This is a genomic window from Escherichia sp. WS547, from assembly GCF_046486065.1.
Taxonomy (GTDB): Bacteria; Pseudomonadota; Gammaproteobacteria; order Enterobacterales; family Enterobacteriaceae; genus Escherichia; species Escherichia coli.
This window is the reverse complement of sequence record NZ_JBJQMA010000001.1, coordinates 94,152-108,695: the sequence shown is the minus strand read 5'-3', so window position 1 is coordinate 108,695 and position 14,544 is coordinate 94,152. Positions and strand designations below refer to the sequence as shown.

General features: G+C 53.4%; 15 protein-coding genes. 13 read left to right on the top strand and 2 right to left on the bottom strand.

The window, feature by feature from the left end; genetic code table 11:
• Positions 1-15: 15 nt before the first annotated feature.
• The 6 genes from ACJHWK_RS00495 to mqo all read left to right on the top strand — a co-directional run bounded on the left by ACJHWK_RS00495 (position 16) and on the right by mqo (position 7,648).
• Positions 16-1,110 carry a porin OmpC gene (locus tag ACJHWK_RS00495; protein ID WP_000865539.1) on the top strand — a complete coding sequence of 365 codons (1,095 nt, stop codon included), beginning with the start codon at positions 16-18 and terminating at the stop codon, positions 1,108-1,110.
• A 111-nt stretch (positions 1,111-1,221) separates the two neighbouring features.
• Positions 1,222-2,277 carry an FAD:protein FMN transferase ApbE gene (gene apbE / locus ACJHWK_RS00490; protein WP_000406118.1) on the top strand — a complete coding sequence of 352 codons (1,056 nt, stop codon included), beginning with the start codon at positions 1,222-1,224 and terminating at the stop codon, positions 2,275-2,277.
• 73 nt (positions 2,278-2,350) lie between these two features.
• Positions 2,351-3,415, top strand: coding sequence for a bifunctional DNA-binding transcriptional regulator/O6-methylguanine-DNA methyltransferase Ada (ada, locus tag ACJHWK_RS00485; RefSeq protein ID WP_000786358.1), 1,065 nt, complete (start codon positions 2,351-2,353; stop codon positions 3,413-3,415).
• Positions 3,415-4,065 (top strand): DNA oxidative demethylase AlkB, encoded by a 651-nt coding sequence (gene alkB, locus ACJHWK_RS00480; protein ID WP_000884972.1) that lies wholly within the window; start codon positions 3,415-3,417, stop codon positions 4,063-4,065. Before ada ends, alkB begins: the two co-directional genes overlap by 1 nt.
• Positions 4,066-4,140: 75 nt before the next feature.
• Positions 4,141-5,784, top strand: coding sequence for a microcin J25 efflux ABC transporter YojI (yojI, locus tag ACJHWK_RS00475; protein WP_000422190.1), 1,644 nt, complete (start codon positions 4,141-4,143; stop codon positions 5,782-5,784).
• 217 nt (positions 5,785-6,001) lie between these two features.
• Positions 6,002-7,648: a malate dehydrogenase (quinone) gene (gene mqo, locus ACJHWK_RS00470; RefSeq protein WP_000758074.1), complete on the top strand. Its 1,647-nt coding sequence runs from the start codon at positions 6,002-6,004 to the stop codon at positions 7,646-7,648.
• A gap of 149 nt (positions 7,649-7,797) precedes the next feature.
• Here mqo and eco read toward each other — a convergent pair whose 3' ends face one another.
• Positions 7,798-8,286, bottom strand: coding sequence for a serine protease inhibitor ecotin (gene eco / locus ACJHWK_RS00465; RefSeq protein WP_000849207.1), 489 nt, complete (start codon positions 8,284-8,286; stop codon positions 7,798-7,800).
• Positions 8,287-8,418: 132 nt separating this feature from the next.
• A complete protein-coding gene (gene yojO / locus ACJHWK_RS00460) occupies positions 8,419-8,583 on the bottom strand; it encodes a protein YojO (protein ID WP_001296837.1) in 165 nt (54 codons plus the stop codon).
• Positions 8,584-8,691: 108 nt separating this feature from the next.
• On the opposite strand from yojO, the gene napF reads away from it, so the two are divergent.
• Genes napF through napC form a run of 7 tightly spaced genes read left to right on the top strand, consistent with a single transcriptional unit; the run spans position 8,692 to position 14,532 of the window.
• Positions 8,692-9,186 carry a ferredoxin-type protein NapF gene (napF, locus tag ACJHWK_RS00455; RefSeq protein WP_000686723.1) on the top strand — a complete coding sequence of 165 codons (495 nt, stop codon included), beginning with the start codon at positions 8,692-8,694 and terminating at the stop codon, positions 9,184-9,186.
• Complete coding sequence (napD, locus tag ACJHWK_RS00450) at positions 9,176-9,439, top strand: chaperone NapD (protein ID WP_000557378.1); 264 nt, start codon at positions 9,176-9,178, stop codon at positions 9,437-9,439. Before napF ends, napD begins: the two co-directional genes overlap by 11 nt.
• Positions 9,436-11,922 (top strand): nitrate reductase catalytic subunit NapA, encoded by a 2,487-nt coding sequence (gene napA, locus ACJHWK_RS00445; RefSeq protein ID WP_000778069.1) that lies wholly within the window; start codon positions 9,436-9,438, stop codon positions 11,920-11,922. The genes napD and napA overlap by 4 nt, the downstream gene beginning before the upstream one ends.
• 6 nt (positions 11,923-11,928) lie before the next feature.
• A complete protein-coding gene (gene napG / locus ACJHWK_RS00440) occupies positions 11,929-12,624 on the top strand; it encodes a ferredoxin-type protein NapG (RefSeq protein WP_000091291.1) in 696 nt (231 codons plus the stop codon).
• Complete coding sequence (gene napH / locus ACJHWK_RS00435) at positions 12,611-13,474, top strand: quinol dehydrogenase ferredoxin subunit NapH (RefSeq protein ID WP_000013495.1); 864 nt, start codon at positions 12,611-12,613, stop codon at positions 13,472-13,474. The genes napG and napH overlap by 14 nt, the downstream gene beginning before the upstream one ends.
• On the top strand, positions 13,471-13,920 hold the full coding sequence (napB, locus tag ACJHWK_RS00430; protein ID WP_000835174.1) for a nitrate reductase cytochrome c-type subunit: 450 nt from the start codon (positions 13,471-13,473) through the stop codon (positions 13,918-13,920). Before napH ends, napB begins: the two co-directional genes overlap by 4 nt.
• A 9-nt stretch (positions 13,921-13,929) precedes the next feature.
• On the top strand, positions 13,930-14,532 hold the full coding sequence (napC, locus tag ACJHWK_RS00425; RefSeq protein WP_000528376.1) for a cytochrome c-type protein NapC: 603 nt from the start codon (positions 13,930-13,932) through the stop codon (positions 14,530-14,532).
• Positions 14,533-14,544: the final 12 nt, after the last annotated feature.

Sequence of the window (14,544 nt, the reverse complement as noted above, 5' to 3'; positions counted from 1 at the left end):
CAGAGGGTTAATAACATGAAAGTTAAAGTACTGTCCCTCCTGGTCCCAGCTCTGCTGGTAGCAGGCGCAGCAAACGCTGCTGAAATTTACAACAAAGACGGCAACAAATTAGATCTGTACGGTAAAGTTGACGGCCTGCACTATTTCTCCGATAACGACTCTAAAGATGGCGACAAGACCTACATGCGTCTTGGCTTCAAAGGTGAAACTCAGGTTACTGATCAACTGACCGGTTATGGTCAGTGGGAATATCAGATTCAAGGTAACGAACCTGAAAGTGACAATAGTTCCTGGACCCGTGTGGCATTCGCTGGTCTGAAATTCCAGGACGTTGGTTCTTTTGACTATGGTCGTAACTACGGCGTTGTTTACGATGTTACTTCCTGGACCGACGTACTGCCAGAATTCGGTGGTGATACCTACGATTCTGATAACTTCATGCAGCAGCGTGGTAACGGTTTCGCGACCTACCGTAACACCGACTTCTTCGGTCTGGTTGACGGTCTTGATTTTGCTGTTCAGTATCAGGGTAAAAACGGTAGTGCTCATGGCGAAGGTATGACCACTAATGGCCGTGATGATGTATTTGAGCAGAACGGTGACGGTGTTGGTGGTTCTATTACTTACAATTATGAAGGCTTTGGTATCGGTGCTGCAGTTTCCAGCTCCAAACGTACCTGGGATCAGAACAACACTGGCCTGATCGGTACTGGCGACCGTGCTGAAACCTACACTGGTGGTCTGAAATACGACGCTAACAACATCTACCTGGCTGCTCAGTACACCCAGACCTACAACGCAACTCGCGTAGGTTCCCTGGGTTGGGCGAACAAAGCACAGAACTTCGAAGCTGTTGCTCAGTACCAGTTCGACTTCGGTCTGCGTCCGTCCCTGGCTTACCTGCAGTCTAAAGGTAAAAACCTGGGTCGTGGCTACGACGACGAAGATATCCTGAAATATGTTGATGTTGGTGCGACCTACTACTTCAACAAAAACATGTCCACCTACGTTGACTACAAAATCAACCTGCTGGACGACAACCGCTTCACCCGTGACGCTGGCATCAACACTGATGACATCGTAGCTCTGGGTCTGGTTTACCAGTTCTAATCTCGATTGATATCGAACAAAGGGCCTGCGGGCCCTTTTTTCATTGTTTTCAGCGTACAAACACAGTTTTTTGGTGTACTCTTGCGACCGTTCGCATGAGGATAATCACGTATGGAAATAAGCTTTACCCGCGTGGCACTGCTGGCTGCCGCGCTCTTCTTTGTTGGTTGCGATCAAAAAACACAACCCGCCAAAACCCACGCTACTGAAGTTACCGTTCTTGAAGGCAAAACCATGGGTACCTTCTGGCGTGCCAGCATTCCGGGCATTGACGCCAAACGCAGTGCCGAACTTAAAGAAAAGATTCAGACCCAGCTGGACGCCGACGATCAGCTGCTTTCGACCTATAAAAAAGATTCCGCGCTGATGCGATTTAACGACTCGCAAAGTTTATCGCCGTGGCCGGTAAGTGAAGCGATGGCCGATATCGTCACCACCTCGCTGCGCATTGGCGCAAGGACCGATGGTGCGATGGATATAACCGTCGGGCCGCTGGTGAATCTGTGGGGCTTTGGCCCGGAACAACAGCCGGTTCAAATTCCGAGCCAGGAACAGATCGATGCGATGAAAGCCAAAACCGGCTTACAGCACCTGTCGGTCATTAATCAGTCGCATCAGCAATATCTGCAAAAAGACCTGCCGGATTTATATGTCGATCTCTCCACTGTCGGTGAAGGTTATGCGGCGGATCACCTGGCACGCTTGATGGAGCAGGAAGGGATTTCCCGCTATCTGGTATCGGTGGGCGGCGCGCTGAACAGCCGTGGTATGAACGGTGAAGGCCAGCCGTGGCGGGTAGCGATTCAAAAACCAACTGATAAAGAAAATGCGGTTCAGGCCGTGGTGGATATCAACGGTCATGGCATTAGCACCTCTGGCAGCTACCGTAACTATTACGAACTGGACGGCAAACGTCTTTCCCATGTTATCGATCCGCAAACCGGGCGTCCCATCGAACACAATCTGGTATCCGTGACGGTGATTGCTCCGACGGCGCTGGAAGCCGATGCCTGGGATACTGGCTTGATGGTACTCGGGCCGGAGAAAGCCAAAGAGGTTGTTCGCCGGGAAGGGCTGGCGGTTTATATGATCACCAAAGAAGACGATAGCTTTAAAACCTGGATGTCACCACAGTTTAAAAGCTTCCTTGTCAGCGAAAAAAATTAAAGCGCAAGATTGTTGGTTTTTGCGTGATGGTGACCGGGCAGACTAAAGGCTATCCTTAACCAGGGAGCTGATTATGAAAAACGCCACATGCTTAACTGACGATCAACGCTGGCAATCTGTCTTAGCCCGCGACCCGAATGCCGACGGCGAATTCGTTTTCGCCGTGCGCACCACGGGTATCTTTTGCCGTCCGTCTTGCCGCGCCAGACATGCCTTGCGGGAAAATGTCTCCTTCTACGCAAATGCCAGCGAGGCACTCGCCGCCGGATTTCGCCCCTGCAAACGTTGTCAGCCAGACAAAGCCAATGCCCAGCAACATCGGTTGGATAAAATTACCCACGCCTGCCGACTTCTGGAACAGGAAACGCCTGTAACGCTGGAAGCCTTAGCCGATCAGGTGGCGATGAGTCCGTTCCATCTGCATCGATTGTTTAAAGCCACCACCGGGATGACACCGAAAGCCTGGCAACAGGCCTGGCGCGCTCGCCGTTTGCGCGAGTCGTTAGCGAAAGGGGAGAGCGTGACTACATCTATTCTTAACGCCGGATTCCCCGACAGCAGCAGTTACTACCGCAAAGCCGACGAAACGCTGGGCATGACGGCTAAACAATTCCGTCACGGTGGCGAAAATCTGGCGGTGCGTTACGCGCTGGCTGATTGTGAGCTGGGCCGTTGCCTGGTGGCAGAAAGCGAGCGGGGGATTTGCGCGATATTGCTGGGCGATGATGACGCGACACTAATCAGCGAGTTGCAGCAGATGTTTCCCGCTGCCGACAACGCGCCTGCCGATTTGATGTTTCAGCAACATGTGCGTGAAGTGATCGCCAGCCTCAATCAACGCGATACGCCGCTGACGTTACCGCTGGATATTCGCGGCACTGCTTTTCAGCAACAAGTCTGGCAGGCACTGCGCACGATACCTTGTGGTGAAACCGTCAGTTATCAGCAACTGGCGAACGCCATCGGCAAACCGAAAGCGGTACGTGCCGTTGCCAGCGCCTGTGCCGCCAACAAGCTGGCTATCATAATACCCTGTCATCGGGTGGTCCGTGGTGATGGCACACTTTCCGGTTACCGCTGGGGCGTGTCGCGTAAAGCGCAACTGCTGCGCCGCGAAGCTGAGAATGAGGAGAGGTAATGTTGGATCTGTTTGCCGATGCTGAACCGTGGCAAGAGCCACTGGCGGCTGGTGCGGTAATTTTACGGCGTTTTGCTTTTAACGCTGCGGAGCAACTGATCCGCGATATTAATGATGTTGCCAGCCAGTCGCCGTTTCGCCAGATGGTCACTCCAGGCGGATATACCATGTCGGTGGCGATGACCAACTGTGGGCATCTGGGCTGGACGACCCATCGGCAAGGTTATCTCTATTCGCCCATTGATCCGCAAACAAATAAACCGTGGCCCGCCATGCCGCAGAGTTTTCATAATTTATGTCAACGTGCGGCTACGGCGGCGGGCTATCCAGATTTCCAGCCAGATGCTTGTCTTATCAACCGCTACGCTCCTGGCGCGAAACTGTCGCTGCATCAGGATAAAGACGAACCGGATCTGCGCGCGCCGATTGTTTCTGTTTCTCTGGGCTTACCCGCGATTTTTCAATTTGGCGGCCTGAAACGAAATGATCCGCTAAAACGTTTGTTGTTGGAACATGGCGATGTGGTGGTATGGGGCGGTGAATCGCGGCTGTTTTATCATGGCATTCAACCGTTGAAAGCGGGGTTTCATCCACTCACCACCGACTGCCGCTACAACCTGACATTCCGTCAGGCAGGTAAAAAAGAATAAAAATAAGAATTATTATTGCTGTGTGCGCGAAGATGTTTAAACTGCGGGCTGCAATTCATTGTCCGGGTTTTCTGCATGGAACTTCTTGTACTTGTCTGGCGGCAGTATCGCTGGCCATTTATCAGTGTGATGGCGCTAAGCCTCGCCAGTGCGGCATTAGGCATTGGCTTAATTGCTTTTATCAATCAGCGCCTTATCGAAACGGCGGATACCAGTCTGCTGGTGTTGCCGGAGTTTCTGGGATTATTGCTGCTGTTGATGGCAGTCACTCTCGGATCGCAACTGGCGCTCACCACTTTGGGGCATCACTTCGTTTACCGACTGCGTAGTGAATTTATCAAGCGGATTCTGGATACCCATGTTGAGCGCATTGAACAACTTGGTAGCGCCTCGTTGTTGGCGGGGTTAACCAGCGATGTGCGCAATATCACCATTGCTTTTGTGCGTCTGCCGGAACTGGTGCAGGGGATCATTCTCACTATCGGTTCAGCGGCGTATCTGTGGATGCTGTCGGGCAAAATGTTGCTGGTAACGGCTATCTGGATGGCGATCACCATCTGGGGCGGTTTTGTGCTGGTGGCGCGGGTGTACAAACATATGGCGACCCTGCGTGAAACCGAAGATAAGCTGTACACGGATTTTCAAACCGTACTCGAAGGGCGCAAAGAGCTGACTCTGAACCGTGAACGCGCCGAGTATGTGTTTAACAACCTCTACACTCCTGATGCGCAAGAGTATCGCCATCATATTATCCGCGCAGACACCTTCCATCTTAGTGCCGTGAACTGGTCAAACATCATGATGCTGGGCGCAATCGGCCTGGTGTTCTGGATGGCGAACAGTCTCGGTTGGGCTGATACCAACGTTGCCGCGACCTATTCGTTGACGCTGTTATTCCTGCGTACGCCGCTGCTTTCGGCGGTTGGCGCATTACCGACGCTGCTGACGGCGCAGGTGGCGTTTAACAAGCTGAACAAATTCGCGCTCGCGCCTTTCAAAGCAGAGTTTCCGCGCCCGCAGGCGTTTCCCAACTGGCAAACGCTGGAGCTGCGTAACGTGACGTTTGCTTATCAGGATAACGCGTTTTCCGTTGGTCCGATTAATCTCACCATCAAACGTGGCGAGCTGCTGTTTCTGATTGGCGGCAACGGTAGCGGAAAATCGACGCTGGCGATGTTGCTGACGGGCTTGTATCAGCCACAAAGCGGCGAAATCTTGCTGGATGGCAAACCTGTCAGCGGCGAACAACCGGAAGATTATCGCAAACTGTTTTCGGCAGTGTTTACCGATGTCTGGCTGTTCGATCAACTGCTGGGGCCGGAGGGTCAACCCGCTAACCCGCAACTGATTGAGAAGTGGCTGGCGCAACTGAAAATGGCTCATAAGCTTGAGTTAAGCAACGGGCGTATTGTTAACCTGAAGTTATCGAAAGGGCAGAAAAAACGCGTCGCGCTGTTGCTGGCGCTGGCAGAAGAACGCGATATTATCCTGCTGGATGAATGGGCGGCGGATCAGGACCCACACTTCCGTCGTGAGTTTTATCAGGTGTTGCTGCCGCTGATGCAGGAGATGGGTAAAACTATTTTCGCCATCAGTCATGATGATCATTACTTTATCCACGCCGACCGCCTGCTGGAAATGCGCAACGGGCAACTTAGCGAGCTGATAGGCGAAGAGCGCGATGCTGCTTCGCGTGATGCCGTTGCCCGGACGGCATAATATTACGACGCTGACCTGGCGGACTGCTGTCGCCAGGTCAATATGCTAAAAATCCCTTCATTTCTAATAACCCTATAATTAATCAACGAAATTATAATGTTTCTAAAATTAGAATATAATTTATAAACATTATTTAAATATTGTTACTTAAGTGTTACCGTTGATGCCGCGCAAATCTCACCTGCAATAAAGCGACTAAAAGTAAGGCATTAACAAGATGAAAAAAGTGACTGCCATGCTCTTCTCGATGGCCGTGGGGCTTAATGCCGTTTCGATGGCGGCAAAAGCGAAAGCGTCCGAGGAGCAGGAAACTGATGTACTGTTGATTGGCGGCGGCATTATGAGCGCCACGTTGGGGACCTATTTACGCGAGCTGGAGCCTGAATGGTCGATGACCATGGTGGAGCGCCTGGAGGGTGTCGCGCAGGAGAGTTCGAACGGCTGGAACAACGCCGGAACCGGGCATTCTGCACTGATGGAACTCAATTACACTCCGCAAAACGCCGATGGCAGCATCAGTATTGAAAAAGCAGTCGCCATTAACGAAGCATTTCAGATTTCCCGCCAGTTTTGGGCACACCAGGTCGAGCGCGGCGTGCTGCGTACTCCGCGTTCATTTATCAATACCGTTCCGCATATGAGCTTTGTCTGGGGCGAGGATAACGTCAATTTCCTGCGCGCCCGTTACGCCGCGTTACAACAAAGCTCGCTGTTTCGTGGTATGCGTTACTCTGAAGATCACGCGCAGATCAAAGAGTGGGCACCGTTAGTGATGGAAGGGCGCGATCCGCAACAGAAAGTGGCAGCCACGCGTACGGAAATCGGTACTGATGTGAACTATGGCGAGATCACCCGCCAGTTAATTGCTTCCTTGCAGAAGAAATCTAATTTTTCGCTGCAACTCAGCAGCGAAGTCCGCGCCCTAAAGCGTAATGACGATAACACCTGGACCGTCACTGTTGCCGATCTGAAAAACGGCACTGCACAGAACATCCGCGCCAAATTTGTCTTTATCGGCGCGGGCGGTGCGGCGCTGAAGTTGTTACAGGAATCGGGGATTCCGGAAGCGAAAGACTACGCCGGTTTCCCGGTGGGCGGTCAGTTCCTTGTTTCGGAAAACCCGGACGTGGTTAATCACCATCTGGCGAAGGTTTACGGTAAAGCATCCGTTGGCGCACCACCGATGTCGGTTCCGCATATCGATACCCGTGTTCTGGACGGTAAACGCGTCGTGCTGTTTGGGCCATTTGCCACCTTCTCAACCAAATTCCTCAAAAACGGTTCATTGTGGGATCTGATGAGTTCCACCACCACCTCTAACGTGATGCCGATGATGCACGTCGGGCTGGATAATTTCGATCTGGTTAAATATCTGGTGAGTCAGGTGATGTTGAGTGAAGAGGATCGTTTTGAAGCGTTGAAAGAGTACTATCCGCAGGCGAAAAAAGAGGACTGGCGTTTGTGGCAAGCGGGGCAGCGCGTGCAGATTATCAAGCGTGATGCAGAGAAAGGTGGCGTACTGCGTCTGGGTACCGAAGTCGTCAGTGACCAGCAAGGGACTATTGCCGCGCTGCTGGGGGCATCGCCAGGGGCGTCAACCGCCGCGCCGATTATGTTGGATCTGCTGGAAAAAGTATTTGGTGATCGCGTTTCCAGCCCGCAATGGCAGGCTACGTTGAAAGCGATCGTTCCGTCTTATGGACGCAAGCTGAACGGTGATGTAGCGGCAACGGAGCGCGAGTTGCAGTACACCAGCGAAGTGCTGGGGCTGAAATACGACAAGCCGCAGGCAGCAGATAGTACGCCGAAACCGCAGTTGAAACCGCAACCCGTTCAAAAAGAAGTGGCGGATATTGCGTTGTGATGATGTGCCACATCCGGCATGGTATGCCGGATGTGGCGTATGCAGATAAGACGCGTCAGCGTCGCATCAGTCAACCGGCTCGGGCGTTAGATGTCGGATGCGGCGTGACCGCCTTATCCGACCTACGGGGTGCCGCACTTCACAGCAGTTTAGCGAACTACCGCGTTGTCAATTTTCTCTTCCGCCTTCCAGACGCGGTACTTCACATCCACATTGTCTGGCGTATACACCACGATCGGCAGCTTGCTGTTGTAACGCAGCATTCCAGCATCGCCCAGATACGCGGTGACAAATTTCTTCTCTTTTTTGCCATCCGGGCAGGCCATCATCGTCGAAACCGGGGAACTGACTTTATCAAAGACATAATAATCATAGCCCCAGCCTTCCAGCGTTTTGCTTTCCAGCTTCCCGCCGAGACGATGCAAATTGCAATCGACTTCCAGCGTCTGACCGATTAACAGTTCTACTTTCAGGGTAGATTCATCTTCTTGCGGGGTTAACTGAATCACCTGACGCTTCATGCCTTTTTCAGCTTGCGGATAAGGCGCGATTTTTTCCAGTGGCTGGACGCTATCTGCCGCCCAGGCGGAGGTGGTGGCGAAAGCGGCAAACAATACTGCAGGTAGAATGGTCTTCATTTTTGCTTTCCTTCTTCATTTATAGGTTTTCACCGATGATGTCGCTGAAGGTTAACATATTCATCAGATTTATTAATTTGCTTTATGAATAACTTAAAGAACATTCAGATGATTTTACCTGCTCTTTTAGTGTTAAATTCTGATGAGAGAGCAAACCAACAGAAATATTTCTGGTGAATTAATCGCTATATAAATATGTTTATAACCATTTGAAATGTGAGCAAAAGCCCGTTTTTGCCACGCTTCCCGCCACTCTTTTGATCCTGCTACAGGTTTTACCCCGATCGGGGTATGCATCTTTGACACATCCTTTAATATCTTAGCGGCTATAAAAATGGCTTATTAATTATGCGGTTTATTTGGTCGCTCTCAATTTTCAGAGCGCGTTAATGATGGAAGGTCAATGTGAAGATTGATGCATCCCGTCGGGGCATACTCACTGGTCGCTGGCGCAAAGCCAGTAACGGTATCCGTCCGCCCTGGTCCGGTGATGAATCTCATTTTCTGACCCATTGCACCCGCTGCGACGCCTGTATTAATGCTTGTGAAAACAACATTCTGCAACGCGGCGCGGGCGGCTATCCGAGCGTTAACTTCAAAAATAACGAGTGCAGCTTCTGTTACGCCTGCGCGCAGGCTTGCCCCGAATCGCTATTTTCTCCGCGCCACACCAGGGCCTGGGATTTGCAGTTCACCATTGGGGACGCGTGCCTGGCGTATCAGTCAGTTGAATGCCGCCGCTGTCAGGATAGCTGTGAGCCAATGGCAATTATCTTTCGCCCGACGCTCTCCGGGATCTACCAGCCGCAACTTAATAGCCAACTTTGCAACGGATGTGGAGCATGTGCAGCCAGCTGTCCGGTATCAGCCATAACTGCGGAGTATCTCCATGCACACTAACTGGCAAGTTTGCAGCCTGGTCGTGCAGGCCAAAAGCGAACGAATTTCAGACATCAGCACCCAACTGAACGCCTTTCCCGGCTGTGAAGTTGCTGTCAGCGACGCGCCGAGCGGTCAGTTGATTGTGGTGGTGGAAGCAGAAGACAGCGAAACGCTGATCCAAACCATTGAGTCAGTACGCAACGTAGAGGGCGTGCTGGCGGTGTCGCTGGTTTATCACCAGCAGGAAGAGCAAGGTGAGGAAACACCATGAAACTCAGTCGTCGTAGCTTTATGAAAGCTAACGCCGTTGCGGCCGCTGCGGCGGCTGCCGGTCTCAGCGTGCCGGGCGTTGCCCGCGCCGTTGTTGGTCAGCAGGAAGCCATTAAATGGGATAAAGCGCCGTGCCGTTTCTGCGGTACTGGTTGCGGCGTTCTGGTCGGAACGCAGCAGGGGCGTGTGGTGGCCTGTCAGGGCGACCCGGACGCACCGGTTAACCGTGGTCTGAACTGCATTAAGGGCTATTTCCTGCCCAAGATCATGTACGGTAAAGACCGTTTGACGCAGCCGCTGCTGCGTATGAAAAACGGTAAATATGACAAAGAAGGCGAATTTACCCCAATCACCTGGGATCAGGCCTTCGATGTGATGGAAGAGAAATTCAAAACCGCCCTGAAAGAAAAAGGGCCGGAATCGATCGGTATGTTCGGTTCTGGTCAGTGGACTATCTGGGAAGGTTATGCCGCGTCCAAGCTGTTCAAAGCGGGCTTCCGTTCGAACAACATCGACCCGAACGCGCGTCACTGTATGGCGTCGGCGGTAGTTGGCTTTATGCGTACCTTTGGTATGGATGAGCCGATGGGCTGCTATGACGACATCGAGCAGGCTGACGCGTTTGTGCTGTGGGGCGCAAACATGGCGGAGATGCACCCGATCCTCTGGTCGCGCATCACTAACCGTCGTCTCTCTAACCAGAACGTTACCGTGGCGGTGCTTTCTACCTACCAGCATCGTAGCTTCGAGCTGGCAGATAACGGCATCATCTTTACGCCGCAATCTGACCTGGTGATCCTGAACTATATCGCCAACTATATCATTCAAAACAATGCGATAAATCAGGACTTCTTCAGCAAACACGTTAACCTGCGCAAAGGGGCGACGGACATCGGCTACGGTTTACGTCCGACCCATCCGCTGGAAAAAGCAGCGAAGAATCCAGGTTCTGACGCCTCCGAACCGATGAGCTTTGAAGATTACAAAGCCTTCGTTGCCGAGTATACGCTGGAAAAAACCGCCGAAATGACTGGCGTACCAAAAGATCAGCTGGAACAACTGGCGCAGCTGTATGCCGATCCGAACAAGAAAGTCATCTCCTACTGGACGATGGGCTTCAACCAGCATACTCGTGGCGTGTGGGCCAACAACCTGGTCTACAACCTGCACCTGCTGACCGGCAAAATTTCCCAGCCGGGTTGCGGTCCGTTCTCCCTGACCGGGCAGCCTTCCGCGTGTGGTACTGCGCGTGAAGTGGGCACCTTTGCTCACCGTCTGCCTGCGGACATGGTGGTGACTAACGAGAAACATCGTGATATCTGCGAGAAGAAGTGGAATATCCCGAGCGGCACCATTCCGGCAAAAATCGGTCTGCATGCGGTAGCACAAGACCGTGCACTGAAAGACGGCAAGCTGAATGTTTACTGGACCATGTGTACCAACAACATGCAGGCCGGGCCGAACATCAATGAAGAGCGTATGCCGGGCTGGCGCGATCCGCGCAATTTCATCATCGTCTCCGATCCGTATCCGACAGTCAGTGCGCTGGCAGCGGACTTGATCCTGCCGACCGCAATGTGGGTAGAAAAAGAGGGCGCTTACGGTAACGCCGAACGCCGTACTCAGTTCTGGCGTCAGCAGGTACAGGCACCGGGCGAAGCGAAATCGGATCTCTGGCAGTTAGTCCAGTTCTCCCGCCGCTTCAAAACTGAAGAAGTATGGCCGGAAGAGCTGCTGGCGAAGAAACCGGAACTGCGTGGCAAAACGCTGTACGAAGTTCTGTATGCCACCCCGGAAGTGAGCAAATACCCTGTATCCGAACTGGCGGAAGATCAGCTGAACGATGAATCCCGCGAGCTGGGCTTCTATCTGCAAAAAGGGCTGTTCGAAGAGTACGCATGGTTTGGTCGCGGTCACGGTCACGATCTGGCACCGTTCGATGACTACCACAAAGCGCGCGGTCTGCGCTGGCCGGTGGTGAACGGTAAAGAAACACAGTGGCGTTACAGCGAAGGTAACGACCCGTACGTGAAAGCGGGCGAAGGCTATAAGTTCTACGGTAAACCGGATGGCAAAGCGGTGATCTTCGCACTGCCGTTCGAACCGGCGGCGGAAGCACCGGATGAAGAGTACGACCTGTGGCTCTCTACCGGACGCGTCCTGGAGCACTGGCACACCGGCAGTATGACTCGCCGTGTGCCGGAACTGCATCGCGCCTTCCCGGAAGCGGTCCTGTTTATTCACCCGCTGGATGCGAAAGCGCGCGATCTGCGCCGTGGCGACAAAGTGAAAGTGGTTTCTCGCCGTGGCGAAGTGATCTCGATTGTCGAAACGCGCGGTCGTAACCGTCCGCCGCAGGGCCTGGTGTACATGCCGTTCTTCGACGCCGCACAGCTGGTTAACAAACTGACGCTGGACGCGACCGATCCGCTCTCGAAAGAGACGGACTTCAAGAAGTGCGCGGTCAAACTGGAGAAGGTGTAAGCCATTATGTCCCGGTCAGCGAAACCTCAAAATGGTCGCCGCCGCTTTCTGCGCGATGTCGTTCGCACAGCTGGCGGGCTGGCTGCCGTGGGTGTGGCGCTGGGGTTACAACAGCAAACCGCACGCGCATCTGGCGTGCGGTTGCGCCCGCCCGGAGCCATAAACGAGAACGCCTTTGCCAGTGCCTGTGTGCGTTGCGGTCAGTGTGTTCAGGCTTGCCCTTATGACACCTTAAAACTGGCGACGCTGGCTTCTGGCCTGTCGGCGGGCACGCCATATTTTGTCGCACGGGATATTCCTTGCGAAATGTGTGAGGACATTCCGTGCGCCAAAGTGTGCCCGAGCGGTGCGCTGGATCGTGAGATCGAATCGATCGACGACGCGCGGATGGGGTTGGCGGTACTGGTGGACCAGGAAAACTGTCTCAACTTTCAGGGGCTGCGCTGCGATGTTTGTTATCGCGAATGCCCGAAAATTGATGAGGCAATCACCCTGGAGCTGGAGCGCAACACGCGTACCGGTAAGCACGCCCGCTTTCTGCCGACGGTTCACAGCGACGCCTGTACCGGCTGCGGTAAGTGCGAAAAAGTGTGCGTGCTGGAACAACCGGCAATCAAGGTGTTACCGCTGTCACTGGCGAAAGGGGAGTTAGGTCACCATTACCGCTTCGGCTGGCTGGAGGGGAACAATGGCAAATCGTAAACGTGACGCCGGGCGCGAGGCGCTGGAGAAAAAAGGCTGGTGGCGCAGCCACCGTTGGCTGGTGTTACGTCGCCTTTGTCAGTTCTTCGTGCTGGGGATGTTTTTGAGCGGTCCGTGGTTTGGTGTGTGGATCTTGCACGGCAACTACAGCAGTAGCCTGTTATTCGACACCGTTCCGCTGACCGATCCGCTGATGACGCTGCAAAGTCTTGCCAGCGGTCATCTGCCTGCCACGGTGGCGTTGACCGGTGCGGTAATTATCACCGTGCTCTACGCCCTGGCAGCAAAGCGATTATTTTGCAGCTGGGTCTGCCCGCTGAACCCGATTACCGACTTAGCGAACTGGTTACGCAGGCGCTTTGACCTCAATCAGTCTGCGACGATCCCTCGCCACATTCGCTACGTGCTGTTGGTGGTCATTCTGCTGGGATCGGCCTTAACCGGCACACTCATCTGGGAATGGATCAACCCCGTTTCCCTGATGGGGCGCAGTCTGGTAATGGGATTCGGCAGCGGCGCGCTGCTTATTCTCGCGCTGTTTTTATTTGATCTACTGGTCGTTGAACACGGCTGGTGCGGGCACATTTGTCCGGTTGGCGCGCTGTATGGCGTGCTGGGTAGCAAAGGTGTCATTACCGTTGCGGCCACCGATCGGCAGAAATGTAACCGCTGTATGGATTGTTTTCATGTTTGCCCGGAACCGCATGTGCTACGTGCCCCGGTGCTGGATGAACAAAGCCCGGTGCAGGTCACCAGCCGCGATTGCATGACGTGCGGTCGCTGCGTGGATGTCTGTTCTGAGGATGTATTTACAATAACTACACGATGGAGTTCGGGAGCGAAATCATGAAAAGCCATGACCTGAAGAAAGCGCTGTGTCAATGGACGGCGATGCTGGCCCTGGTGGTGAGCGGCGCGGTTTGGGCGGCTAATGGCGTCGATTTTAGCCAGTCGCCGGAAGTATCCGGGACGCAGGAAGGGGCCATTCGGATGCCAAAAGAGCAGGATCGGATGCCGCTGAACTATGTGAATCAGCCGCCAATGATCCCGCATAGCGTTGAAGGTTATCAGGTAACGACCAATACCAACCGCTGCTTGCAGTGCCACGGTGTCGAAAGCTATCGCACCACTGGCGCGCCGCGCATCAGTCCTACTCACTTTATGGACAGCGACGGCAAAGTGGGCGCGGAAGTGGCTCCGCGTCGTTATTTCTGTCTGCAATGTCACGTACCGCAGGCCGATACCGCGCCAATCGTGGGGAATACCTTTACCCCATCAAAAGGTTACGGGAAATAAGAGGTTATTATGGGAAATTCTGACCGTAAGCCTGGTCTGATTAAGCGCCTGTGGAAATGGTGGCGTACCCCCAGCCGTCTGGCGCTGGGGACGCTGCTGTTGATCGGCTTTGTTGGCGGCATCGTCTTCTGGGGCGGCTTTAACACCGGGATGGAAAAAGCCAATACCGAAGAGTTCTGCATTAGCTGCCACGAAATGCGTAACACGGTGTATCAGGAATACATGGATTCCGTGCACTACAACAACCGTAGCGGCGTTCGTGCGACCTGTCCGGATTGTCACGTTCCGCACGAGTTTGTGCCGAAGATGATACGCAAGCTCAAAGCAAGTAAAGAGCTGTATGGTAAAATTTTTGGCGTTATTGACACGCCGCAGAAATTTGAAGCTCATCGCCTGACGATGGCACAGAATGAGTGGCGGCGCATGAAGGACAATAACTCGCAGGAGTGCCGTAACTGTCACAACTTCGAGTATATGGATACAACCGCCCAGAAATCGGTTGCCGCGAAGATGCATGACCAGGCGGTGAAAGATGGGCAAACCTGTATTGATTGCCATAAAGGGATAGCGCACAAGCTGCCCGATATGCGCGAAGTCGAGCCAGGTTTTTAACAGGGTTATTGC

Excerpts from the sequence above, each read along its gene's own strand:
- napC (WP_000528376.1), top strand. The coding sequence starts at position 13,930 with ATGGGAAATTCTGACCGTAAGCCTGGTCTGATTAAGCGCCTGTGGAAA.
- ada (WP_000786358.1), top strand. The coding sequence starts at position 2,351 with ATGAAAAACGCCACATGCTTAACTGACGATCAACGCTGGCAATCTGTC.
- ACJHWK_RS00495 (WP_000865539.1), top strand. The coding sequence starts at position 16 with ATGAAAGTTAAAGTACTGTCCCTCCTGGTCCCAGCTCTGCTGGTAGCA.
- apbE (WP_000406118.1), top strand. The coding sequence starts at position 1,222 with ATGGAAATAAGCTTTACCCGCGTGGCACTGCTGGCTGCCGCGCTCTTC.
- yojI (WP_000422190.1), top strand. The coding sequence starts at position 4,141 with ATGGAACTTCTTGTACTTGTCTGGCGGCAGTATCGCTGGCCATTTATC.
- alkB (WP_000884972.1), top strand. The coding sequence starts at position 3,415 with ATGTTGGATCTGTTTGCCGATGCTGAACCGTGGCAAGAGCCACTGGCG.
- napD (WP_000557378.1), top strand. The coding sequence starts at position 9,176 with ATGCACACTAACTGGCAAGTTTGCAGCCTGGTCGTGCAGGCCAAAAGC.
- yojO (WP_001296837.1), bottom strand. The coding sequence starts at position 8,583 with ATGCATACCCCGATCGGGGTAAAACCTGTAGCAGGATCAAAAGAGTGG.
- napA (WP_000778069.1), top strand. The coding sequence starts at position 9,436 with ATGAAACTCAGTCGTCGTAGCTTTATGAAAGCTAACGCCGTTGCGGCC.
- napG (WP_000091291.1), top strand. The coding sequence starts at position 11,929 with ATGTCCCGGTCAGCGAAACCTCAAAATGGTCGCCGCCGCTTTCTGCGC.
- eco (WP_000849207.1), bottom strand. The coding sequence starts at position 8,286 with ATGAAGACCATTCTACCTGCAGTATTGTTTGCCGCTTTCGCCACCACC.
- napB (WP_000835174.1), top strand. The coding sequence starts at position 13,471 with ATGAAAAGCCATGACCTGAAGAAAGCGCTGTGTCAATGGACGGCGATG.
- mqo (WP_000758074.1), top strand. The coding sequence starts at position 6,002 with ATGAAAAAAGTGACTGCCATGCTCTTCTCGATGGCCGTGGGGCTTAAT.
- napH (WP_000013495.1), top strand. The coding sequence starts at position 12,611 with ATGGCAAATCGTAAACGTGACGCCGGGCGCGAGGCGCTGGAGAAAAAA.